At 65.7% G+C, this 21,706-nt stretch carries 23 protein-coding genes; 12 read left to right on the forward strand and 11 right to left on the reverse strand.

What is annotated here, in order from left to right:
* Positions 1 to 184: 184 nt before the first annotated feature.
* The 3 genes from ACR2JI_RS00805 (at position 185) to ACR2JI_RS00815 (ending at position 2,833) form a co-directional block, all read left to right on the forward strand.
* Positions 185 to 1,873: an amidohydrolase gene (locus ACR2JI_RS00805; protein ID WP_526387007.1), complete on the forward strand. Its 1,689-nt coding sequence runs from the start codon at positions 185 to 187 to the stop codon at positions 1,871 to 1,873.
* Between the two features lie 86 nt (positions 1,874 to 1,959).
* Positions 1,960 to 2,334, forward strand: a complete 375-nt coding sequence (locus tag ACR2JI_RS00810) for a GTP-binding protein (protein ID WP_526387009.1) — start codon at positions 1,960 to 1,962, stop codon at positions 2,332 to 2,334.
* 52 nt (positions 2,335 to 2,386) lie between these two features.
* Positions 2,387 to 2,833, forward strand: coding sequence for a GTP-binding protein (locus ACR2JI_RS00815; RefSeq protein WP_526387011.1), 447 nt, complete (start codon positions 2,387 to 2,389; stop codon positions 2,831 to 2,833).
* On the opposite strand, the gene ACR2JI_RS00820 is transcribed toward ACR2JI_RS00815, so the two are convergent.
* A complete protein-coding gene (locus ACR2JI_RS00820) occupies positions 2,766 to 3,875 on the reverse strand; it encodes a hypothetical protein (protein WP_526387013.1) in 1,110 nt (369 codons plus the stop codon). The genes ACR2JI_RS00815 and ACR2JI_RS00820 overlap by 68 nt on opposite strands.
* Before the next feature lie 335 nt (positions 3,876 to 4,210).
* On the opposite strand from ACR2JI_RS00820, the gene ACR2JI_RS00825 reads away from it, so the two are divergent.
* From ACR2JI_RS00825 to ACR2JI_RS00850, 6 genes are all read left to right on the forward strand, one after another.
* Positions 4,211 to 5,389 carry a sensor histidine kinase gene (locus ACR2JI_RS00825; protein WP_526387015.1) on the forward strand — a complete coding sequence of 393 codons (1,179 nt, stop codon included), beginning with the start codon at positions 4,211 to 4,213 and terminating at the stop codon, positions 5,387 to 5,389.
* Positions 5,390 to 5,406: 17 nt separating this feature from the next.
* The gene (locus tag ACR2JI_RS00830) at positions 5,407 to 6,189 is read left to right on the forward strand and encodes a LytR/AlgR family response regulator transcription factor (protein ID WP_526387018.1); all 783 of its coding nucleotides are present in this window, start codon (positions 5,407 to 5,409) and stop codon (positions 6,187 to 6,189) included.
* Between the two features lie 34 nt (positions 6,190 to 6,223).
* Entirely contained in the window at positions 6,224 to 6,568 is a 345-nt protein-coding gene (locus tag ACR2JI_RS00835; protein WP_526387071.1) for a hypothetical protein, read from the forward strand.
* Positions 6,565 to 8,298, forward strand: coding sequence for a sodium/solute symporter (locus ACR2JI_RS00840; RefSeq protein ID WP_526387020.1), 1,734 nt, complete (start codon positions 6,565 to 6,567; stop codon positions 8,296 to 8,298). The genes ACR2JI_RS00835 and ACR2JI_RS00840 overlap by 4 nt, the downstream gene beginning before the upstream one ends.
* Before the next feature lie 200 nt (positions 8,299 to 8,498).
* Positions 8,499 to 8,795 (forward strand): DUF485 domain-containing protein, encoded by a 297-nt coding sequence (locus tag ACR2JI_RS00845; protein ID WP_526387073.1) that lies wholly within the window; start codon positions 8,499 to 8,501, stop codon positions 8,793 to 8,795.
* Complete coding sequence (locus ACR2JI_RS00850) at positions 8,792 to 10,426, forward strand: monocarboxylic acid transporter (protein ID WP_526387022.1); 1,635 nt, start codon at positions 8,792 to 8,794, stop codon at positions 10,424 to 10,426. The genes ACR2JI_RS00845 and ACR2JI_RS00850 overlap by 4 nt, the downstream gene beginning before the upstream one ends.
* Positions 10,427 to 10,517: 91 nt before the next feature.
* On the opposite strand, the gene ACR2JI_RS00855 is transcribed toward ACR2JI_RS00850, so the two are convergent.
* Together ACR2JI_RS00855 and ACR2JI_RS00860 are read right to left on the reverse strand one after the other, a co-directional pair.
* Positions 10,518 to 10,715: a DUF5302 family protein gene (locus ACR2JI_RS00855; RefSeq protein ID WP_526387025.1), complete on the reverse strand. Its 198-nt coding sequence runs from the start codon at positions 10,713 to 10,715 to the stop codon at positions 10,518 to 10,520.
* Positions 10,716 to 10,732: 17 nt separating this feature from the next.
* A complete protein-coding gene (locus tag ACR2JI_RS00860) occupies positions 10,733 to 11,176 on the reverse strand; it encodes a PPOX class F420-dependent oxidoreductase (RefSeq protein ID WP_526387027.1) in 444 nt (147 codons plus the stop codon).
* Between the two features lie 44 nt (positions 11,177 to 11,220).
* Between ACR2JI_RS00860 and ACR2JI_RS00865 the strand changes: the two genes are divergently transcribed.
* Positions 11,221 to 12,057 carry a class I SAM-dependent methyltransferase gene (locus tag ACR2JI_RS00865; RefSeq protein ID WP_526387029.1) on the forward strand — a complete coding sequence of 279 codons (837 nt, stop codon included), beginning with the start codon at positions 11,221 to 11,223 and terminating at the stop codon, positions 12,055 to 12,057.
* On the opposite strand, the gene ACR2JI_RS00870 is transcribed toward ACR2JI_RS00865, so the two are convergent.
* Positions 12,033 to 12,368 (reverse strand): GntR family transcriptional regulator, encoded by a 336-nt coding sequence (locus ACR2JI_RS00870; RefSeq protein ID WP_526387075.1) that lies wholly within the window; start codon positions 12,366 to 12,368, stop codon positions 12,033 to 12,035. The two genes, ACR2JI_RS00865 and ACR2JI_RS00870, sit on opposite strands and share 25 nt — an antisense overlap.
* A gap of 123 nt (positions 12,369 to 12,491) precedes the next feature.
* Here ACR2JI_RS00870 and ACR2JI_RS00875 point away from each other — a divergent pair, with 123 nt between their 5' ends.
* A complete protein-coding gene (locus tag ACR2JI_RS00875) occupies positions 12,492 to 13,208 on the forward strand; it encodes an SIR2 family NAD-dependent protein deacylase (protein WP_526387031.1) in 717 nt (238 codons plus the stop codon).
* On the opposite strand, the gene ACR2JI_RS00880 is transcribed toward ACR2JI_RS00875, so the two are convergent.
* The 5 genes from ACR2JI_RS00880 to ACR2JI_RS00900 all read right to left on the reverse strand — a co-directional run bounded on the left by ACR2JI_RS00880 (position 13,205) and on the right by ACR2JI_RS00900 (position 19,492).
* Positions 13,205 to 13,801 carry a class I SAM-dependent methyltransferase gene (locus ACR2JI_RS00880; protein WP_526387077.1) on the reverse strand — a complete coding sequence of 199 codons (597 nt, stop codon included), beginning with the start codon at positions 13,799 to 13,801 and terminating at the stop codon, positions 13,205 to 13,207. The two genes, ACR2JI_RS00875 and ACR2JI_RS00880, sit on opposite strands and share 4 nt — an antisense overlap.
* Positions 13,802 to 13,836: 35 nt before the next feature.
* Positions 13,837 to 16,089, reverse strand: coding sequence for an MMPL family transporter (locus tag ACR2JI_RS00885; RefSeq protein ID WP_526387079.1), 2,253 nt, complete (start codon positions 16,087 to 16,089; stop codon positions 13,837 to 13,839).
* A 425-nt stretch (positions 16,090 to 16,514) separates the two neighbouring features.
* Positions 16,515 to 17,492: an NAD(P)H-dependent flavin oxidoreductase gene (locus ACR2JI_RS00890; RefSeq protein ID WP_526387033.1), complete on the reverse strand. Its 978-nt coding sequence runs from the start codon at positions 17,490 to 17,492 to the stop codon at positions 16,515 to 16,517.
* 26 nt (positions 17,493 to 17,518) lie between these two features.
* Positions 17,519 to 18,292, reverse strand: coding sequence for a 3-hydroxyacyl-CoA dehydrogenase (locus ACR2JI_RS00895; protein WP_526387035.1), 774 nt, complete (start codon positions 18,290 to 18,292; stop codon positions 17,519 to 17,521).
* 105 nt (positions 18,293 to 18,397) lie between these two features.
* Positions 18,398 to 19,492, reverse strand: coding sequence for a CaiB/BaiF CoA transferase family protein (locus ACR2JI_RS00900; protein ID WP_526387037.1), 1,095 nt, complete (start codon positions 19,490 to 19,492; stop codon positions 18,398 to 18,400).
* A gap of 65 nt (positions 19,493 to 19,557) precedes the next feature.
* Here ACR2JI_RS00900 and ACR2JI_RS00905 point away from each other — a divergent pair, with 65 nt between their 5' ends.
* Positions 19,558 to 20,364, forward strand: a complete 807-nt coding sequence (locus tag ACR2JI_RS00905) for an enoyl-CoA hydratase/isomerase family protein (RefSeq protein WP_526387039.1) — start codon at positions 19,558 to 19,560, stop codon at positions 20,362 to 20,364.
* A gap of 66 nt (positions 20,365 to 20,430) precedes the next feature.
* Here ACR2JI_RS00905 and ACR2JI_RS00910 read toward each other — a convergent pair whose 3' ends face one another.
* Positions 20,431 to 21,126 (reverse strand): CPBP family intramembrane glutamic endopeptidase, encoded by a 696-nt coding sequence (locus tag ACR2JI_RS00910; RefSeq protein ID WP_526387041.1) that lies wholly within the window; start codon positions 21,124 to 21,126, stop codon positions 20,431 to 20,433.
* Positions 21,123 to 21,647 (reverse strand): gamma carbonic anhydrase family protein, encoded by a 525-nt coding sequence (locus tag ACR2JI_RS00915; protein WP_526387043.1) that lies wholly within the window; start codon positions 21,645 to 21,647, stop codon positions 21,123 to 21,125. Before ACR2JI_RS00915 ends, ACR2JI_RS00910 begins: the two co-directional genes overlap by 4 nt.
* Between the last annotated feature and the right edge of the window lie 59 nt (positions 21,648 to 21,706).

Below are 21,706 nucleotides of genomic sequence, written 5' to 3' on the forward strand. Positions count from 1 at the left end.
CGGTTTGGCCCATACTGGCCGACGTGACCAGTGGCGGACACGAGGACTCCTCGATCCGGCCCGAACGAGGGCTGATGTCGACACGGAGGGGCTGGGTCGGCTGGCCTTGCTCGGAATCGGCACTCTCACAGCGCCGGGACTTTTGGCGGGCTGCGCCGAGCGCCCGACTGAAGAAGGGACATGCATGTCAAAGCAGACCGCGGACGTAATCTACCGGGGCGGGACGATCATCACGATGGTGGACGAACGCCCCCGTGTCGAGGCGATCGCGGTCGCCGGTGGTCGTATCATCGCGGCAGGCTCAGAACAAGAGGTGATGTCCAGCAAGGGTGACGCCACGGTGGTGGTCGACCTTGCCGGTACAACGCTGCTGCCGTCGTTCATCGACTCCCACGGCCATTTCATGAACGCACCCCAGGTGGTGAAGTGGGCCAACGTCCAAGGTGTTCCGGCCGGGCCGATCACCAAGGTGGCCGATTTCGTGCCGGTGCTGCAGGCTCACGTGGAGAAGTTCGCACTGAAGCCGGGTGACTGGATCATCGGCTACGGCTATGACCGCTCGAATCTGGCCGAGGCCCGCGAACTGACCGTGGACGACCTCGACCCGTTCTTCCCCGACAACCCGGTGATGCTCATCCACAGCTCCAACCACGGCGCTGTCCTCAACAGCGCGGCCTTCAAGAAGGTCGGCTACGACGAGAACACGCCGACCCCGCCCGGTGGGGTGATCGTCCGCAAGCCGGGAACCAACGTCCCGGCCGGGTTCATCATGGAGACTGCGTTTTTGCCGATTTTCGCCAACATGCCGCAACCCGGTGAACGCGAAATGCTCAACACCCTTGACGAAGCCCAGCAGATCTATGCCCGGGCGGGTGTGACCACCTGCCAGGAGGGGGCCACCCACGCCAAGGATCTGCGCTTCCTACGCAAGGGCGCCGCCGAAGGACTGCTCTACCTCGATGTAGTGTCGCTGCCGTTCATCCTCGAGGTCCCCGCCCTGGTCCGGGAGTACTCGCCGGATTTCAGCGGTGCCCCAATGGAGTTGCCCGACGAGTCCCGGGATGCCTTTGGCACCTACACCAACCATCTCAAGCTGCAGGGGATCAAGTTCGCGCTTGACGGCTCACCGCAAGGCAAGACGGCGTTCTGGACCGAGCCGCTGCTCACCGGCGGACCGGGCGGTGAACAGAACTGGCGGGGTCAGCCGCTGTTCCCGCCGGAGACCGTATTCAAGGCGCTGGCCGAGGTCTACAGCAAAGGCATCCAGGTGTTCTGCCACACCAACGGCGATGCCGCAATCGACATGATCATCGACGGGATGCGCGCCGCTGGGGTCACAGCGGCAGATGACCGGCGCACGGTGATCGTCCACTCCCAATGCATGCGGCCCGACCAGATGGACGCCTATGTGGAACTCGGGTTCTCACCGAGTTTCTTCACCGCGCACACGTTCTACTGGGGCGAGGAACACCTCGCCAATCTCGGTCCGGAGCGAGCCGCGTTCATCAGCCCCATGGCCACCGCAATCTCCCGAGGCCTGCACTGCTCAAACCACACTGACTTCTCGGTCACACCCATGGAGCCGATGCGCGTCATGTGGTCCTCGATCCGTCGCACCTCAAAGAAGGGCACCGTGCTCGGACCCGACGAACGGATCGACATCTGGCAGGCCCTCAAGTCGCAGACCATCGAGGCGGCCTGGCAGCTGTTCGAGGAGAACCACAAGGGCACGCTGGAGCCCGGCAAACTGGCCGACCTGGTGATTCTGGATGCCAACCCGCTTGAGGTCGAGACCGACGGGTTGCTCGACATCACGGTGATCGAAACGATCAAGGAAGGCAAGACCGTCTACCGAGCGAAGGCATTGCCTTGACCGTCATCTGGGGCTACCTCGGCATCGGCAAGACAACGGTCCTCAACAATCTGCTGCACCATAACTAGGTTCTGCGAATTGCGTTGGTGGTCAACGACTTCGGCGACATCAACGTAGATGCGGACCTACTTGATTCGACGGACGGTGAGATCGTTGCCCTGGCCAACGGCTGCATCGGTTGCACCATGGCCGATGGCCTGGCCACGGTGCTGACCGACCTGCTAGACCGAGCCGACACCATCGACCACGTCATCATCAAGGCCAGCGGGGTTTCCGATCCGGTGAAAATCGCCCACTACGGCCTCTCGTTCGGCTTCTCGTTGCAGGGCGTGATCGTTGTCGCCGACGCCGAACAGGTGCGGCGGCAGACCAGCGACAAGTATGTCGGCGACACCGTGGTGCAACACCTGCAGAACGCTGATCTGTTGGTACTCAAAAAACAGATCTGTGGACGCTGTTGAATTAGCGAGACTGCGCGAATGGCTGACGGGACTAGCCCCCACGGTGCCGATCATGGACACCCACCACGGGCACGTTCCGACACTTACCCTCTCGGGCCCACTACACGATGCGCCCCTTGACCAAAAGGACGCCGCTGACCCCAGTGCGCCTCATCCCCATTACGAGTCGTGGAGTTTAACCACCGAAACGCCCCTCGCCCGCGCGGATATCGAGGCGTTTCTCGCTGAACTCCCGTCGGATGTGTTGCGCGCCAAAGGTTTCGTACATCTTGCCGATGATCCTGACCGCCTTTACCCCGTGCAGGTCGTTGGCAGGCGTTCGAGCCGCACTGGACACCGGGCTATCCAGGAAGACCGGTTGAAGACACGGCTGATGGTGATCGGGCTCCCCGGGAGCAGCTGCACTGCTGGGAGCCGGATTACCGCGCGGGCTACTCCGCAGCAGCCGCGCGGGAGACGCGGAGCTTGCCACTCACCGACGCGCTCGACTTGCCGCTAGCGGCACCGCGCACACCGTTGCTGTCCGCGTCGCGACTCGTGGCGGCTGAGACCTGGACAGCCGGGACAGCCGGGGCAGACAGGGCCGCTGCCGTACGCGCAGCCTTGGCCGCCTTCCTGACCGTGGCAGCCGGGGCCACCGGGGCATTCGTCAGTTGCAGCGCGCCGCCGACGGTGGCGGCCGTAAGCGTCTGCCGCAGGCTGGGCACAGGTCCCGAGGGGGTCAGCACACCCGTGCCCACCGACAGACTCACCAGGCTGCCCAGCACACCGCTGGGGCTCACCAGGCCGTCGACCAACGCATTCCAGGCTTCCTGCGGGTTGGTGATGTTTCCGAGGGTTTCGGTCACCACGTCCACCAACTGAGTGCCCACGACGGTGAAGCCGCTGATGATGGTCTGGGCGACGCCGAGCAGGACGCCGGGGAGCGCCTGGACGACGGTGGTCACGTTGTTGACGACATTGCTCAGCACGGTGGACGTCAGGCCCACGATGTTCGAGACGGCGTCGGTGACCGGCGTGATGATGTTGGTCTGGATCGCCTCGGCAATATTGACTGGGCTGCCCGTGATCAGACCGTTAATCACCTGAAATGCGGTGAGCGGGACACCGAACGTGACACCACCCACCGCGGAGGTGAGGGACTGCAGAGCCTGCACGCCGTACTCGGCGTAACCGGACAGGTTGGTCCCGACAGCTTGCAGAAGCGGCAAACCGGTGAGGTAGTACTGCCCTGCGATAAACCCGTTCAGCAGCTGCGGAATGACACCCAGATTGGTGAACACGGAGATGTCGCCGCCCCCGGAAGGCAGGGCGAACAGCTCAACCACATTGGTGGCGAACAAGTCGCCGCCCAGTAACCCCAGAGTGTTTCCCAACTCAGTGATCGGATTTGCCCACGGCACCGCCGCCAGCTGAATCTCAGCGGATACCCGCTGCAGGCTCGGCAACGATTCCGGACGCACGACCGGGGACAGAACAACGGCGGCCGCGCCGGCGACAGCAATGCCGGCCACCAGTTTCGACGGGACTGAGATCTCCATGGATGATTCCTTTCACGAACCGCATCCGGTGTCAGTGCGGGCCAAGAAAAATCGAGCGAGAGCCGGCTTCACCAGACTTCTCAGGTATGGTCGACTTTTAGTCGCCAGCAAACTCTACACGGCGTCAGTCGATCTTTTGACCATCGACTGGAACAGCCTGCATCGGTGCCGTTCTCCCGGGACTCGCAGGCGTGCCACAGCATCCGACGACGGCACGGTTTCAAGCGGCATCAGCCCACACAATGCTCACCAGACAGCACAATGCTCACCAGGCAGCACAATGCTCACCAGAAAGGCTCAACCAGGCGGACGAGCGAGATGGAACCGGAGGCGGAATGTCAGACGCGGTGGCCCTGGCCCTGACCATCTCCCTGGCCGCGCTGGCCGTGGTGCTGGGCCTCAGTGCTGTCCTAACCCGTCGGGTGGTGAGCACTCCTGCCGAGCGCGCGGTGCACGACGCGCTGCACACCGCCTCGCTGGCCGCCCGCCCGCTGCGCAAAGGGCTGACCGCCGAATCCGCGCGGGCCGCCGCCCCACACCTGCGTGCCCTCACCGGGTCGGACGGGCTGGCCCTCTACGACGATCAGGGGCAATTGCTGCACCGCGATCCCGCTGATGAGGTCTGGACCGCGGCGAGCAACGACGTCTGCAACAGCGCCGCGCGTGAGTCGATCGACGGGCAGCGCCGGATACTGCACCGGGAACAGTCACAGGCGGTGGTGGCGCAGCCGCTGCTCGACGATGACGGCGTCGTCCTTGGGGCGTTGGTGTCGGTACACATGGCCGAGCCGGCACCCGGCACCCTCGGCGCCATCGCCGAGGTTGCCCGCTATACCGCCAGTCAACTGCAGCTGGCCGAACTCGACGCATCACGGGCTCGTCTGGACCGCGCCGAGGTGCTGGCGCTGCGGGCGCAGATCAGTCCGCACTTCATTTACAACGCACTCAACACGATCGCCTCATTCGTGCGCACCGACCCTGACCGCGCCCGCGACCTCATCCTTGAGTTCGCCGATTTCACCCGCTACTCGTTTCGCGCCGCCGGGCCCTATACCGCGCTGGCCGACGAGCTCCGCAACATCGATCGCTACCTGACCCTGGAACGCGCCCGGTTCGGGACCGGCCTGACGGTGACGCTGCAGGTGGCCCCGGAAGTCCTGACCGTCGTCGTGCCGTTCCTGGCCTTGCAACCCCTGGTGGAAAACGCCGTTCGGCACGGACTGGCCCAGCGCCGCAGCGGCTCGGTGGAAATCATCGCCCGCGACGAGGGGGCCGACTGCGTCATCTCAGTGGAGGACGACGGTTCCGGTATGGACCCCGAGGCGCTGCGCTCGGGGGGCGGCGATGTGCTCAGCGACGGGGAGCAGGCCGCCCATGTCGGTCTGACGAATGTCGACCATCGCCTTCGCGCGGCATTCGGAAACGATTACGGTCTGGTGGTCGAGACGGCCACAGGCGCGGGGACGAAGGTGATCATGCGGGTGCCCAAGTTCCGTGCCGGCATTCAGGCGTGAGTGGCAGCGGAGGAGCGATGACGACGCAACTTCGGGTAATGGCCGTCGACGACGAGCCGCCCGCCCTCGACGAACTCACCTATCTGCTGGGCCGTCACCCGGACGTCGCCGAGGTGATCAGCGCCGGGGATGCCAATTCAGCGCTGCGGATGATCAACGAGCGTGACGTGGACGCGATCTTCCTCGATATCAACATGCCGGGGTTGTCCGGTCTGGAGCTGGCAGCGGTGCTGACCAATTTCGCCAGGCCTCCGGCGCTGGTATTCGTCACCGCCCACGAGGATAGGGCTGTCGCCGCCTTCGAGGTCGGAGCACTGGACTACCTGCTCAAGCCGATCCGGGAAGAACGGCTCGACGCGGCGCTACGGCGGGTGCGCGCCGCCCGCGGTGCCGAGAGCGCGCCAACGGCGGAGAGTGCCGGCGACGATGTCATCCCGGTTGAACTCGGCGGGGTGACCCAACTGGTGCGCTGCGACACCATCGGCTGGGTGGAGGCCGACGGTGACTACGCCAGGCTGCACACCTCGTCGGGTTCACACCTGGTGCGAATCCCGTTGAGCACCTTGGAGGAACGCTGGCGATCCCGGGGTTTTCAACGGGTGCACCGCTCCTATCTGGTCGCGCTGGGCATGGTGACCGGGCTGCGAACCTCCAGCGCCACAACCATGGTTCGACTGCGCGCCAACGGCGCCTCCCCACCGGTGGAACTTCCGGTCAGTCGCCGGCAGGCGCGTGAACTCCGGGACCGATTGATCCGGGATCCGATGCGCAACTTCCGTCCCGGCGGCGGCAGTGACTAGCGGACGTACGGGACGCCCGGCACGCGAGCGCGTGGTGCTCTCACAGCGCCGCGGCACCCGCTTGGTGCGCACCCGGGTGGAGGTGCAGGAGCAGACCGAGGTCGGGGATGCTCTGGTGCGCGGACTGGTGCGCGCCCAACTGGGTTTGGCGCTGCGACTGGCGGCGTTGGTGTTCGGGTCGTTTGCCTTGATTGCATTGCTGGACAGTGCTTTTCCGGCTTTCAGTGAACTCACCGTGTTCGGCTTTCGCCCCAACTGGCTCCTCCTGGGAGCATTGGTGTATCCGGCGATGTATTCGATCGGCCGGCTTTTTGTCCGACTGGCCGAGCAGAACGAGCGCGACTTCATCCGCATAGTCGACGCCGGCGACGAGTCGTGAACGCAACCATCCTGACCGCTGCTGCACTCATAGGCGCAGCGGTGGCGACCATTGCCGTCGGCTCCTACGGTCTTCGGCTTTCTCGTACGACATCGGACTTTCTGGTCGCATCGCGTACGGTCCGGCCCGGTTTGAACGCCGCCGCCATCTCCGGTGAATACCTCTCCGCTGCTTCATTTCTCGGCATCGCCGGTCTGATCGCCAAGTACGGTGCCGATGCGCTGTGGTACCCCGTCGGTTTCACCGCCGGTTATCTGAGCCTGCTGTTCTTCGTCTCAGCCCCACTACGCCGATCCGGGGCCTACACGGTCCCGGACTTCGCCGAATTCCGGCTCGGGTCACGACGGGTCCGATTGGTCGCGACTGCGGTGGTCCTGACGATCTGTGCGCTATACCTGGTACCGCAGTACCAGGGGGCCGGGCTTGCCCTGGAAGCTCTTCTGGGAGTTCCTCGTTGGATTGGGCCGCTGGCAGTCAGCGCCATCGTGATCGTCAACGTGGTGGGTGGCGGAATGCGGTCCATCACCCTGGTGCAGGCATTCCAGTATTGGCTCAAGCTCACCGCCATCGCCGCGCCGGCTCTGGCCCTGCTGTTCGTCGTCGGATCACATGTGGACTTCGGCGGGCCGTTGCCGCCGACGGTCACGCAGCAGACCACGGTGGCCGTCGGCACCACCGTCGACGTCACCGTGATTGATCCCACCGGTGTCACCGTGAGTGGCACCCTGGACGGCCGGCCCGTCCAGGACAGCCCGGTGCCGGGACCAGGTGAGCACACCCTGGGGGCGGGTTCGACGGTGATACTGGCCTCCGGTGCGCACACCCCGGTGATAGTCGGCGCACCGGCGACCGGGGCGCAATGGATCGGCAGCGGCAGCGGTCTCGGTGGCGGACATCCCCTCTACCAGGTGCTTTCGATCCTGGTGGCCACCTTCCTCGGAGCCATGGGTCTGCCGCATGTCCTGGTCCGGTTCTACACCAATCCCGACGGCCAGGCGGCCCGGCGCACTGCCCTTGCCGTGATCGCGCTGCTGTCGCTGTTCTATCTCTTCCCTACCGTGCTGGGAGCTTTCGCGCGAATCTACGTGCCGCAACTTCTGGTCACCGGACGGGCCGACGCCGCAGTGCTGCTGTTGCCGTCGGCGGCCATCGCCGGCACCGGCGGGCTGCTGCTCGCCGCCCTTGCGGCCGCGGGCGCCATCGCGGCATTCCTGGCGACATCGTCGGGTCTTCTCATCAGCATCGCCGGTACCGCGTCCACCGATCTGCTGCGCGGCCGGGTGCGGGACTTCCGGATCGCGGCTGTGGTCGGCGGAGTGGTTCCGATCCCGCTCGCACTGGCCGCGTCATCCTTCGAACTCTCCCGAGGTGTGGGGCTGGTATTCGCCGTTGCGGCGTCAACCCTGTGCCCGCTGTTGGTCCTGGGCATCTGGTGGCGAGGTCTGACTCCGGCCGGTGCGATCGCCGGACTGGGGGTGGGCGCGGCATCGTCGGCGATCGCCGGCCTGCTCGCGGTCACCCGATGGGTACGCGAGGACCTGCTGGGTGGCTGGCCCGCCGTGATCGTGGGCTATCCGGCCACCGTGACGGTGCCGCTGGCGTTCGCCACGATGGTGACCGTCAGCAGCCTGACCTCATCGACGGTTCCGGCCAACATCTCGCGGGTCTTCGCCCGCATGCACCTGCCGGAACGGCTCGGCATGGGCGTGGAGCGAGTACCTCGCGGCTGACCGCTCAACGCCGGTGGGTGACCGTTCAGCGCAGGCTTCGCGGACTTCGGCTTTTGCCACTACAGATGTGATTCAGCTCTCAATACGCTCAGGCAGCGATTCCCCCCACACCAGTGGCAGCACCACACGAGGCAGGAGAAGTAGTGCCCACATCCGATCTTTCGCACAGCAACGTGCCCCAACCGAGCGGTGCGCAATACATGGCCGTACAGGCCAGCCCGGAGTTCCAGGAGCTTCGCACCAGACTGCGCCGCTTCGTGTTTCCGACGACGGCCTTCTTCCTGGTCTGGTACGCCAGCTACGTGTTGCTGGGCGCGTTCGCGCACGACTTCATGGCCACCAAGGTCTTCGGCAACATCAACGTCGGCCTGCTGCTGGGCCTGGGCCAGTTCCTGACCACATTCCTGATCACCGGCCTCTACATCCGGTTCGCCAACCGGGTACTCGACCCGCGCGCTGAGAAGATCCGCAACGAGATGCATTGGAGCGAGCAGTGAATCTGACCATCCTTGCCGCTTCCGAGAAGCTCGGCAGCCCCGTCGTCAACATGGGGATCTTCGTCACCTTCGTGATCATCACCCTGGCCATCGTGATCCGGGTGGGCCGTCGCAACACCAATGCCGCCGAATACTTCACCGGTGGCCACGCGTTCACCGGCCGTCAGAACGGCATCGCCATCGCCGGCGACTACCTGTCGGCAGCGAGCTTCCTGGGTATCGCAGGTGCGATCGCCGTCTACGGCTATGACGGCTTCCTCTACTCCATCGGTTTCCTGGTGGCCTGGTTGGTTGCCCTGCTACTAGTGGCCGAATTGCTCCGCAACACCGGCAAATTCACCATGGCCGATGTGCTCAGCTTCCGACTCAAGCAACGACCGGTCCGGCTGGCCGCAGCCATCTCGACCATGACGGTGTCACTGTTCTACCTACTGGCCCAGATGGCCGGCGCCGGCGGCTTGGTCGCACTGCTACTCGGCATCCAGGGCCGCGCAGCGCAGTCGCTGGTGATCGCCATCGTTGGCGTGCTGATGATCCTCTATGTGCTCATCGGCGGTATGACCGGCACCACCTGGGTGCAGATCATCAAGGCGGTTCTACTCATCGCAGGCGCCGGCGTCATGACGCTCATGGTGCTGATCCACTTCCACCTGAACCTCTCCGAGATCCTGGGTGCGGCGCAGGACATGGTGCAAAAGGCCACCACTAAGGGTGTCGCAGCTCGCGATGTCCTGGCGCCGGGCGCCAAGTACGGCACGACGACCACCACCAAGGTCGATCTGCTGTCCCTCGGTATCGCCCTGGTGCTGGGCACCGCCGGTCTGCCACACGTGCTGATGCGGTTCTACACCGTCCCCACCGCCCGTGAGGCCCGCCGTTCGGTGGTCTGGGCAATCGGGCTCATCGGTGCCTTCTACCTGTTCACCCTGATCCTCGGCTACGGCGCCGCGGCTCTGGTCGGGCCGGACGCCATCCTGAAGGCTCCGGGCAAGGAGAACTCGGCGGCACCGCTGCTGGCGTTCCATCTGGGCGGCACGATTCTGCTCGGCGTCATCTCGGCGGTGGCCTTCGCGACGATCCTCGCGGTGGTCGCCGGCCTCACCATCACCGCCGCGACCTCGTTCGCCCATGACGTGTACGCCAGCGTCATGAAGAACCATCAGGTGACCGAGGACGAACAGGTCAAGGTATCCCGCATCGCCGCTGTGGTGATGGGCGTCGCCGCTATCGGCCTGGGCATCCTGGCCAACGGTCAGAACGTCGCCTTCCTGGTGGCGTTGGCGTTCGCGGTCGCCGCATCGGCGAACCTACCGACCATCCTGTACTCGCTGTACTGGAAGCGTTTCAACACCCGGGGCGCGCTGTGGAGCATGTACGGCGGACTGATCAGCTGCATCGTGCTGATCGTCCTTTCGCCTGCGGTGTCCGGGGCGAAAACCTCGATGCTCCCGGGGCAGGACTTCCACCTGTTCCCGTTGCAGAATCCGGGCATCGTCTCGATCCCGCTGGCGTTCATCCTCGGCATCATCGGAACGCTGACGTCACGGGACAGCGGCGATCCGGAACTCAACGCCGAGATGGAGGTCCGCTCGCTGACCGGTGTGGGCGCCGAGAAGGCCACCCACCACTGATCTGCCTCAACAACTGCGATGGCCGGGTGAGTCCCCGTGACTCACCCGGCCATCGCAGTTCAAGAATGCCGCCGTTGTTGAAAATTCGCGCTCAGGCGCTGCCACTCCGGCGCCGGAACTCCCGGCGGTTCTCCGGCTGACCGTGCGCCCGCACCGGCTTGCCACCGATGTCCCTGTGGTCGGAGCCGCCGGCCGACTTCGCCTTCTTGCGTTCCAGCGCCTCACGGAACTTGCGTTTGGTCTCGTCCTGCGGGGTCTCGTCCTGCGGGGCGGGTTCTGCATCGGCCATGGGTGCAGGGTAACCCGTCAGCGAAGCCCGGGTGGCATGCCGTACAGGTGTTTGATTCCCAGCCGCAGCAGGACCCGCCGGTCGGCCACCATCGCACGTCGGTAGTCATCCCAGTCCGGGTGCTCGCCGGCGACATTGCGGTAGAGCGTGATCAGCGACTCGACGGTCTCGTCGTCCGGGGCCGACGCCGGCGGGCTGATCTCGGCATCGCCCTCGGCAACGGCGTACGCCCAGCCGTCATCGGAACTGACCAGCAGTGAGGCTCTGGGGTCGCGGCGCAGATTGCGGGTCTTGGCCCGCGATTCGGTGATGGAGACCTCGACGGACAGGCTGCGGGGGTCGAAGTGATAGGTGACATGAGACAGCTGCGGCCGGCCATCGGTCTTGATGGTCGCCAGCACGCCCAGCGAGTGGTCCGCGATCACCGCGAGCAGCTTGTCGTCAAACACCTGACGGGTCATGGAGCTGAGCCTACGCGCGCAACCTCCCCGGTAGGTTGGGCCCAATGAACCGTCCTGCTGATCACAAGGTCGACGGCGCGATGCTGACCGGCGTTTCAGAGACCGCCCTGCTGACCCTCAACGGCCGCGCCCATCAGGCCGGCCTGCCGGATGCCATCATCGACGACCCGATGGCGATCGAACTGCGCAACGCGTTCCTCGTCGACTACGAGAAGTTCGGCCGGCGCGGCCAGGAGATGGCCCTGCGGTCACTGGCCGCCGACCGGTGCACGATCGAGTATCTGCGCGCTCATCCGAAGGCCACTGTGGTGGCGCTGGCCGAAGGTTTCCAGACCAGCTTCTGGCGCCTCGACAAGGCTGTCGCAGACCCCCAGTTCCGGTGGGTGTCGGTCGATCTGCCCCCGGTGATCGCCCTGCGCCGGCAGCTGTTGCCGGAGTCGACACGGATCACCAATCTTGCGCAGTCGGCTCTGGACTACAGCTGGATGGACCGCGTCGACGCCACGGACGGCGTCTTCATAACGGCCGAAGGCCTGCTGATGTATCTGCAGCCCGACGAGGCAATGGGGCTGATCACCGAGTGCGCCAAGCGTTTTCCCGGCGGCCGGATGTTCTTCGACCTACCTCCGACCGTCCTGAAGAAGGTAGCCCCCAACGGACTGCGCGCCTCCAAGAACTATCGCGTACCGCCGATGCCCTTCAGCCTGTCGATCGACCAACTGCGGGCGCTGGTGGGCCACATGCCGGGCCTGGTCGCGGTGCGCGACGTTCCGATGCCCGCCGGCCGCGGCGCATTCTTCGGCAAGATGTACCCGGCCCTCTGGTCGTTTGGACCCATCAGAAATATCCGCGGCGTCTACGCGCTGCTGGAATTCGGCTGAGCGCAAACGCGATTGGTGTCGAACTCAGCGTCGAGATAGAGACGGGCGTCCGGGAGACTCAGCCCTAGCGATCGAGTCGTCTCGGCGTACACCCGCGCCGCCGCCGCCATCGCTGCATCAGCCGGATCTGAGCGCGCCACGAAAGTCCCCAACCGGCGGTGGGTTTCGACGATCCCCGCCGTCTCAAGCTCCCGATAGGCACGCGCGACGGTGTTCACCGCCAGTCCGAGCTCCCCGGCCAGTTCACGAACGGTGGGCAGACGTGCTCCGGGGTCGAGCTTGCCCGTGCGGATGGCGTTGATGACACCCATCCGAAGTTGGTCGAACAATGCCGCGCCGGAGGCCCTCTCATCCCTCAGGACGACCACGAGCGACTGCCCCAGTTCCGACACGCGTCTCAGTATCACCGATACCCGACCGGCTATCTTGTGGACATGCGTATCGCGGTGCTCAGCGGGGCGGGAATCTCCGCCGAAAGCGGAGTGCCGACGTTCCGCGATGACGAGACCGGGCTGTGGTCGAAGTACGACCCGTACGAGATCGCCAGCACGCAGGGGTGGCAACGCCATCCCGAGCGGGTCTGGGCCTGGTACCTGTGGCGGCACCACCTGGTCAGGGAGGTCCAGCCCAACGCCGGCCACCGAGCAGTCGCGGCCTGGCGGGACCACGCCGACGTCACCGTGGTCACCCAGAACGTTGATGACCTACACGAACGGGCCGGCAGCAGTCCGGTGCACCATCTGCACGGCAGTCTCTCGGAATTCTGGTGCGACACCTGCGGGTCGCTCTACCACGGGCCACTGCCCGATATGCCCGAGCCGGTCCTGGAGAGCATGCCGCCGCAGTGCGAGTGCGGCGGTCTGATCCGTCCCGGCATCGTCTGGTTCGGCGAGCAACTGCCCGACGAGCCATGGCAGGCGGCGGTCGAGGCCATCGCGACAGCCGAGGTTGTCGTCGTGGTCGGCACCTCAGGACTTGTGTACCCGGCCGCCGGGCTGCCCGAGATCGCGCTGGCTCGTGGCGCGGTGGTGGTCGAGGTCAACCCCGAGCCCACCCCGCTGTCGGACTCGGCGACATTGTTCATCCGGGAGACCGCCGGCGCCGCACTGCCGGGCCTGCTGCAGCAATTGCCCGCCCTGCTGGAGAACTAGGGCTTCACCGCGCGACCGACCGACATCTCCGCGACCGGAAGTGGCACCCAGGCGGGGAAGGTCATCTGATGCCGCGCCGCGGAGATGCTGAAGCCGGCAGCGGTGATCGCCTGCTCGGTGTGGCGATGGGTGTGACAGTTGCCCGCTATCCGGGGCCACACGGTCCCGTCGGCCACCTTCTGCAAAATGCCACGCCAGCCGGGACTTGCGACATGTTCGAAATAGCGCAGCTCACCGCCCGGACGCATGATCGAATTCAGCTGGCGCAGAACAGCATCGGGATCATCCACGGAGCACAGCACCAGCGAGCACACCACAGCGTCGAACGGCTCGGTATCCGGCGGTAGCGCCTCAATGGTGGACTCGATGACCGTCACCGGCACCGGCGCCGCGGCGGCGGCCTCCCGCGCGACGGGCGCCAGCCTGGTCTCGGGCTCCAGCGCGACAACCTCCCGCACGGTCTCGGGGTACAGCGCGAAATTGGTTCCGGTACCCGCACCCACCTCGAGCACCCGGCCGGTCAGTCCGGCAAGGTTCTCGGTGCGCAATCGCCGCAGCAGTGGGGTCTCGTGCGCGGACATGACCGTCCACATCCGGGCGAAGAACGGGTGGTCGAGAGTCTTGGCGGTCACGGCCTCACCATAGCGACCGGTTCGGCCGGGGCCGAACCCTCTTCGCTGAGACCGAACCGCCGGTGCAGGCGGATCAGCGACTGCGGCGCCCACCAGTTCCATTTGCCCATCACCCGCATGAACGCCGGCAGCAGGGCCATCCGCACCAGGGTGGCGTCCACCAACACCGCCAGCGTCAAGCCCACGCCGAAGATCCGCATGAACGAAACCTGCGCCGCGATCAGGGCCGCGAACGCGATGGACATGATCAGCGCCGCGGCCGTCACCACCCGTCCGGTGCGGGCCAGGCCCAGCGCCACACTCTCATCGCTGTCGGCGCGGGTTTGAGCTGAGTTGAGCCAGTACTCACGGATCCGGGCCAGCAGGAATACCTCGTAATCCATCGACAACCCGAACGCGATGCAGAACATCAGCACCGGGATGTTGGCCTCCAGAGTGCCGGTGGAGGTGGTGCCGAACGCACCGAGGTTCCCGTCCTGGAAGATCCACACCAGAGCACCGAACGCCGCCGACAGTGACAGCACATTGAGCGCGACGGCTTTCAGTGGCAGCACGACACTGCCGGTGAGCAGAAACAGCAGCACCAGGGTGATGAGCCCGATCAGCGCCAGCACCGTCGGCATCCGGGAGGTGACGGCGCCAACGATGTCGCTGGTGATCTGCGAGACACCGCCGAAGAGAACCTCGCGGCCGGCCGGCGTCGGTACCTCGTGCAGGCGGGCGAGTTGAGACTTGGATGCCTCGGAGTACAGCGGGGCGGTGCTCCGGATTGACAGGAAGGCACTGCCGTCGGCGATCCCGGTCGGCGCTGACGGCGGACCGATGTTCTTGCCATTGATGAACGTGCCGTCCGGAACCGACAACAGCGATACTTCCGCAACCCGGGACAGGTCAGCTGCGTACCGGTTGAACTCGGCGGCGCTCATCCCGTCCGCCTCCGGGATGACAATGCTCACCCCACTGTTGAAGTCGCTGCTGAAATCGTTGCGGAGCCGATCGCCGACCTGATGTGATGACGCGCTCGGCGGCAGCACCCTGTCATCGGGGTTGCCGAACTTGATCCGGAGGAACGGCGCGCCCAGGAAGAGCAGCAGTGCGATGATCACCAGACCCACCGGAATCGCACGGCGCATGACGAACTTCGTTGAGCGGTATAAGAATTGATGCTCGATCGGTGTGGGTACGGGGTCCGGGCGGCGCAGCACCCGACGCGCAAGAATGCGGATGTTGAAGGAGTCGAGCCGCTTACCGAGAACGACGATGGCCGCCGGCGTGACGATCACGGCGGCCGCGGCGGCGAACGCCACGGTGGCGATGCCCGAGTAGGCGAAGGACCTCAGGAAGTACATCGGGAAGAGTAACAACGCCGAGAGCGACAGCGCGACGGTTATCGCCGAGAACAAGACTGTGCGGCCGGCGGTGCTCAAGGTGCGCACCAGGGCCGTCGCGGGATCGGCTCCGTCGCCGATCTCGTCGCGATAGCGGTTGAGGATCAGCAGGGTGTAGTCGACCGCCAAAGCCATACCCAGAGCAGTGGTGATGTTCAGCGCGAAGATGGACACCTCGGTGAAAGAGGTGATCAATCGCAGCACCGCCATCGCACCCAGGATCGCCATCAGACCGACCACCAGTGGCAGGGATGCGGCGAGGAGACCGCCGAACACCCACACCAGGACCAGGAAGCTCAGCGGGATCGCGATCGACTCCATCCGGATCAGATCACGGGTGGTCTGCTGATTGATCTGTTTGTAGATCATCGCCGTGCCGCCCGCCCGGATCGTCATACCGTCCCGGTCGCCGCCGATCCCCTCCACCAGGTCGGCCGCATAGCGCTGCGCGTTGTCCTCGCCCCCCGACATGGTGGCCACGATGAGTCCGGTAGTCGAGTCGCGGCTGAGCAGTTCAGCGGCTGCCGCGGGCGGCGACGTCCACGGCGAGGTGACGCTGAGCACGCGCGGGGATGCCTGCAGCCGGCCGACGATATCGGCGCCGGTGGCGCTGGCGCGACTGCTGGTGGCGCCGGTCGGGTCGGTGAGGGTGATGAGCAGTTGCTGATCGCTCTGATCGAACTTCTCGGTGAGCAGCCGCGCGGCCTTGGCCGACTGCGACTGCGGGTCCTGGAATCCGCCCGCGGAGAGGTGGTTGATGATCGGCACCCCGAAAATCGCGGTGGCGACCATCAGCAGGGCCGCAATTCCCAGGATTTGCCTCGGCGAGCGAAGGGCTAGTAGGGCCAATCTGCGCAGCACAGCCCACCGTCCTTCCCTCACACAGCTAACTTTCGACAGGCCCCAGTGTGGTGGCGCGACCGGGGTGGGTCAAACCAAACCCGGGGCGCGTTACCCGCCGGTAATAAATTGCCACCATTTTCCCAACCGTGACTCAATGATTCCTTAATAGTTACCAATATGGTCAACCCATGTGGATTGACGACACCAGCGCAGATGTCATCAAGGTTGACTTCGACGCCCTGTACCACGGCGACTTCCTCGTTGAGGGTGACGCCACCGAGCAGTTCGAGGACGTGGCCTGAGCCTTAGGCTCGAGTCCGCGCCTTCGGCGTCGGGTAATGCCCCGCGTCGTTGAACCGCGCCTAACGTACGAAAAAGCCCGCCCGGGTTTCCGGGCGGGCTTTTTTGTGGCCGTCGCAGCCTCCTGGGGAGACGCCGGGGCGTCAGGCCCCCAGCATGCCCCCGAGCCGGCCGCTGATGATCTCCTCGGCCTCCGAGACCATCCTGCTCACCAGCTCACCGCAGGTCGGGACGTCGTGGATCAGGCCCATCACGGTGCCGACGGTCCAGATACCGGCGTCGAGGTCGCCGTCGTCGAACACCCGCCGGCCACGGGATCCGGCTACCAGTTCCTGGACGTCGCCGAACTGGCCGCCGCCCTTGAGGATCTCCACCACTTCGCGCGACACCGCGTTGGAGGCCACCCGGGCGGTGTTGTGCAGGCTGCGGAAGATCAGCTCGGTACCGCGCTCGTCACCGTCGACGATCGCCTGCTTGACGTTGTCGTGAATACAGGACTCCACCGTGCACATGAAGCGGGTGCCCATATTGACGCCGTCGGCGCCCAGCGCCAGCGCAGCGACCAGACCCCGGGCGTCACCGAAACCGCCGGAGGCGATCATCGGGATCTCGATCTTCTCGGCAGCGGCCGGAATCAGCACCAGACCCGGGACGTCGTCCTCACCCGGATGGCCCGCGCACTCGAATCCGTCAATGCTGATGCCGTCGACACCGAGGCTCTGCGCCTTGACCGCATGGCGGACCGAGGTGCACTTGTGCAGCACCTTGATGCCGTTGTCGTGGAACATCGGCAGATGCGGCGCCGGGTTGGAGCCGGCGGTTTCGACGATCTTGATGCCGGCGTCGACGATCACCTGGCGGTACTCGTCATACGGCGGCGGATTGATCGCCGGCAGAATCGTCAGATTCACACCGAACGGCTTATCGGTGAGCTCGCGGGTCTTGTCGATCTCACGTGAGAGGTCGGCCGGTGTCGGTTGGGTGAGCGCGGTCAGGAAGCCCAACGCGCCCGCATTGGCAACGGCGGCAACGAGTTCCGCACGGCCCACCCACTGCATACCGCCCTGGGCGATCGGGTGCTCGACACCGAAGGTCTCGGTGAACTTCGTCTTCAAAGCCATATGTACTTTCCTCCTGAGGGCCGTGCTTAGCGGGGGGCCATGCGGATGGCGCCGTCGAGACGGATCACCTCACCGTTGAGCATCGGATTCTCCACGATATGCACCGCCAGCGCGCCGTATTCACTCGGCTTGCCCAGCCGCGAGGGGTGCGGCACCTGCGCTCCGAGGGAGGCTTTGGCCGGCTCGGGCAGACCCGCCAGCAGCGGGGTGTCGAACAGTCCAGGGGCGATGGTGACCACGCGGATCTGCTTGTCGGCCAGATCGCGGGCGATCGGCAGAGTCATACCGACCACGCCGCCCTTGGAGGCGGAGTAGGCCGCCTGGCCGATCTGGCCGTCGAACGCCGCCACCGAGGCGGTGTTGATGATGACGCCGCGCTCGGGGCTGTCACTGGGCCCGACCGGGTCGGTCTTGGCCATCCGCTCCGCCCCGAGCCGCAACACGTTGAAGGTGCCGACCAGATTGATGTTGACGATGCGCGCGAATTTGTTCAGCGGGTAGACCCCGCCCTTGCCCAGGACGCGGATGGCGTCTCCGGTGCCGGCGCAGTTGACCACGATGCGCAGTGCGCCCATGGATTCGGCGATGTCGAGCGCCTTGGCGACGGACTCCTCGTCGGTGACGTCGCCCGGTGCGAACCGCGCGCGATCACCGAGTTGGGTGGCGACGCCCTCACCGTCAGAGGTCGGCAGATCGAGGAGGACCACCTGCCCACCCTCGGCGAGCAGCGCTTTGGCGGTGGCCAGGCCCAGTCCGGATGCCCCACCTGTGATGACGGCGACTGCGTCTTTGATCTCCACGGAACGTGTTCCTTTCACTGTCGGACAGCTCAACCTACTGGTTGGTTGGGAATATACCGAGGCGCCCGGCAGCGCCCTCAAGCCCCCGGCCCTGCGAAGCCCGGATCAGACCCAGTCGCGCAGGACAGCCTCGGTGTCGGACCCCGGAACTCGCGGCGGGGTGGGCTTACCGGGCTCGGTGCGGGAGAACCGCGGGGCCGGCATCGGGAAGATCGAGTCGCCTTCTTTGTAAAAGCTGCCGCGTTCGGTGTTGTGCGGTTCGGTCTCGATCTCTGCGAAGGACAGGATCGGCGTGACGCAGGCGTCGCTCCCGGCGAAAACAGTCGCCCAGTGGTCGCGATCGTGTTTGCGGAAGGTCTCGGTCAGGATCGCCTTGAGTTCCGGCCAGCGCGCGAACTCGTTCTGACCCGGCAGCGCAGCCGGGTCGAGTTCGAGTTTCGCCAGCATCTCGGCGAAGAACTGCGGCTCGATGGAACCCACGGCGACATGGCGACCGTCGGCGCACTCGTACACGTCGTAGTAAGGCGCACCGGTGTCGAGCATGTTGGTGCCACGCACGTCGCTCCACATCCCGGTGTGCCGGAAGGCGAACATCATCTGCGCCAGCACGGCCGAGCCGTCGACCATGGCGGCATCGATGACCTGACCCTTGCCGGAGTGGCTGCGCTCGTAGAGCGCGGACAGGATTCCGACGAGCAGGAACATCGAACCGCCGCCGAAGTCGCCGACCAGGTTCAGCGGCGGAACGGGAGCCTCATTGGCCCGGCCGATCGCATGCAGTACGCCGTTGAGCGAGATGTAGTTCATATCGTGGCCGGACTGCTGACTGCGCGGGCCGGTCTGGCCCCAGCCGGTCATCCGGGCGTAGATCAGTTTCTCGTTGACCTTGGCGCAGTCATCCGGGCCAAGACCGAGACGCTCGGTGACCCCCGGACGGTATCCCTCGATGAGGACATCGGCCTTGGCGATCAACGCCATGACCATCTCGCGACCTTCGGGCTCCTTGAGATTGGCAGCCACCGACCGGCGGTTACGCAACAGGAAGTCCTCGGCCATCCGCGTCGGAAGCCCCGGCGCCGTGCCTGGCCGCTCGACCCGAACCACGTCGGCGCCGAGGTCGCCGAGGATCATCGCGGCATGCGGGCCCGGGCCGATTCCGGCCAGTTCGACGACCCGCAGGCCCTGCAGTGGTCCAGCCATGGACTTGTGCCTTTCTCGAGACGCACCTTCTCCGGTGCAATTTCTTCTTTGTACCGTGTCCTACCGTGACTACTTACACCGGCATCGACCACCTGACCGTCTCCCTCGACTCCCAAGTTCTTTCGGTGACGTTCAACCGGCCGGACAGCCTGAACTCCCTGACAACGGCGATGCTGGAAACACTCGCCGACGTTCTTGACCAAGCCGCCGGTGATTCGGCGGTCAAGGTGGTGCGTCTCGGCGGCGCCGGCCGCGGCTTCTGCGCGGGCGCGGGCATCAGCGCCGAGGATCAGCAGGAGGCTCGCGCGTCGTTGGCCAGCGGTGTCGACCCCCTGCTGGCTGCGGCCAACCGCGTGATTCGCGCAATCGTCGATCTGCCCAAGCCCGTGGTGGCCGTCGTCCACGGCCCCGCGGCAGGCGTCGGGGTGTCGCTGGCATTGGCGTGCGATGTCGTATTGGCCTCGGAGACAGCGTTTTTCCTGCTTGCCTTCACCAAGATCGGGCTGATGCCCGACGGTGGGGCCACCGCTCTGGTAGCCGCTTCGATCGGCCGGGCGCGGGCGATGACGATGGCTCTGCTGGCCGAGCGGCTGCCGGCGCGTGAGGCCTTCACCCACGGCCTGGTGTCATCGGTGCACCCGGCCGACGATCTGGAGTCGGCCGCGGCGTCGGTGATCGAGAAGCTGGCGTCGGGTCCGGCGATCGCACTGAGAAACACCAAGCACGCCATCAACGCGGCGACGCTCACCGAGCTCGACGACGCGATCGGGCGGGAGACCTCGGGTCAGCTGACGCTGCTGCACACCAGTGACTTCGCCGAGGGAACGCGGGCCTTCCAGGAGCGACGGGCGGCGGCTTTCACCGACGAGTAGGGCCGGTCAGAGCCCGACCGTCTCGCTCCTCCTCCGCCGCAAACCGCGGCGGCATCGTCGACTCGACTAGAGCCCGAAGATCGGCGGCAGCGCCAGCACCATGATCAGTCCCCAGACCAGATGGGTCAGCACCGGCGCCAATACCCCGCCGGTCGCACGGCGTTCCAGCGCGCACACCGTGCCGAGGATCAGGGCGGCGAAACCCAACATCGGGTTGCCGCTGGCCGCGGTGGTGATCATGTAGAGCAGCGTGGAGATCGCCACGGGATGAAAGTTTCCCAGTGCGGTGTAGAGCGCCCCGCGAAAGAACAATTCCTCGGCCACGCCGTTGATGAGCGTGATGAGCACGATGATCCACAGCGGGCCGAAGTCGGTGAACTGCAGAACCCGGGTAATCCGCTCGGCGACCGACGGGATCTCGCGGGCGACCAGGCCACCGGCCAGGAACGCCGCGCCGAGCACAAGTCCGACCGCCGTCCCGGTGATCACCGGCCGCTGATTGCGGCCACGCCAGCTGATACCGCCCAGGTGCAGCGGTCCGGACAGGAATGCCCCGGCCGTCCAGGTCGCCGCCAGCGCAACCGTCAGAAAATAGAACGCATCATCGCCGGGCGTGCTGCGTAGCGAGAATCCGAGCAGTACTGCACCGGCCACCAGAACCACGCAGACCATCAGCCGGCGCCGTCGCACGATCGACGGCCACTCCTGGTACGGCACAGCGACATTGGTGGCCGCCCTGCGGATCCGGCTGAGAATCGTCATGGACAGACGTCCCTGTGCATATCCGCCAAATGCTCATAGACCGCACCGTTGTGCCGGTTCTGCAACACCTCGGCATCGGTGAGTTCGCGACGCACCTTGGCCGGGACCCCGGCGACCAGTGACCGCGGCGGCACCGCCATGCCCTGCGGAACAACCGCACCCGCCGCCACCAGGGTGCCGGCTCCGATGACCGCTCCGTTGAGCACGATCGCCCCCATCCCGATCAGCGCACCGTCCTCGATGGTGCAACCGTGCAGAACCGCGTTGTGCCCGACGGTGACCCCGGCGCCGACCCGGACCGGGAAACCAGGGTCGACGTGCACCGTGCAACCGTCCTGGATGTTGGCTCCGTCCCCTATCTCGATCTGTTCCGCCTCTGCCCGCAGTGTCACCGAGTACCAGACACTGGCCCGCCGTCCCAGGCTGACTCGACCGATCACCGTGGCGTTGGGCGCCACCCAGGATTCGGGGTGCAGGTCAGGCGTATGGCCACCCAGCGAGATGATCAGCGGTTCCTGCATGTGGGCAATGGTACGAAGTCGTGGTTTTGGGTAACAGAACAGCCCACGACTACGATCAA

The sequence above is a fragment of the Mycobacterium sp. genome (assembly GCF_051006775.1).
GTDB lineage: Bacteria > Actinomycetota > Actinomycetes > Mycobacteriales > Mycobacteriaceae > Mycobacterium.

Excerpts from the sequence above, each read along its gene's own strand:
- ACR2JI_RS00815 (WP_526387011.1), top strand. The coding sequence starts at position 2,387 with ATGGACACCCACCACGGGCACGTTCCGACACTTACCCTCTCGGGCCCA.
- ACR2JI_RS00910 (WP_526387041.1), bottom strand. The coding sequence starts at position 21,126 with ATGACGATTCTCAGCCGGATCCGCAGGGCGGCCACCAATGTCGCTGTG.
- ACR2JI_RS00900 (WP_526387037.1), bottom strand. The coding sequence starts at position 19,492 with ATGGCTGGACCACTGCAGGGCCTGCGGGTCGTCGAACTGGCCGGAATC.
- ACR2JI_RS00880 (WP_526387077.1), bottom strand. The coding sequence starts at position 13,801 with ATGTGGACGGTCATGTCCGCGCACGAGACCCCACTGCTGCGGCGATTG.
- ACR2JI_RS00855 (WP_526387025.1), bottom strand. The coding sequence starts at position 10,715 with ATGGCCGATGCAGAACCCGCCCCGCAGGACGAGACCCCGCAGGACGAG.
- ACR2JI_RS00820 (WP_526387013.1), bottom strand. The coding sequence starts at position 3,875 with ATGGAGATCTCAGTCCCGTCGAAACTGGTGGCCGGCATTGCTGTCGCC.
- ACR2JI_RS00825 (WP_526387015.1), top strand. The coding sequence starts at position 4,211 with ATGTCAGACGCGGTGGCCCTGGCCCTGACCATCTCCCTGGCCGCGCTG.
- ACR2JI_RS00830 (WP_526387018.1), top strand. The coding sequence starts at position 5,407 with ATGACGACGCAACTTCGGGTAATGGCCGTCGACGACGAGCCGCCCGCC.
- ACR2JI_RS00860 (WP_526387027.1), bottom strand. The coding sequence starts at position 11,176 with ATGACCCGTCAGGTGTTTGACGACAAGCTGCTCGCGGTGATCGCGGAC.
- ACR2JI_RS00875 (WP_526387031.1), top strand. The coding sequence starts at position 12,492 with ATGCGTATCGCGGTGCTCAGCGGGGCGGGAATCTCCGCCGAAAGCGGA.
- ACR2JI_RS00805 (WP_526387007.1), top strand. The coding sequence starts at position 185 with ATGTCAAAGCAGACCGCGGACGTAATCTACCGGGGCGGGACGATCATC.
- ACR2JI_RS00915 (WP_526387043.1), bottom strand. The coding sequence starts at position 21,647 with ATGCAGGAACCGCTGATCATCTCGCTGGGTGGCCATACGCCTGACCTG.
- ACR2JI_RS00845 (WP_526387073.1), top strand. The coding sequence starts at position 8,499 with ATGGCCGTACAGGCCAGCCCGGAGTTCCAGGAGCTTCGCACCAGACTG.
- ACR2JI_RS00865 (WP_526387029.1), top strand. The coding sequence starts at position 11,221 with ATGAACCGTCCTGCTGATCACAAGGTCGACGGCGCGATGCTGACCGGC.
- ACR2JI_RS00890 (WP_526387033.1), bottom strand. The coding sequence starts at position 17,492 with ATGGCTTTGAAGACGAAGTTCACCGAGACCTTCGGTGTCGAGCACCCG.
- ACR2JI_RS00870 (WP_526387075.1), bottom strand. The coding sequence starts at position 12,368 with ATGGGTGTCATCAACGCCATCCGCACGGGCAAGCTCGACCCCGGAGCA.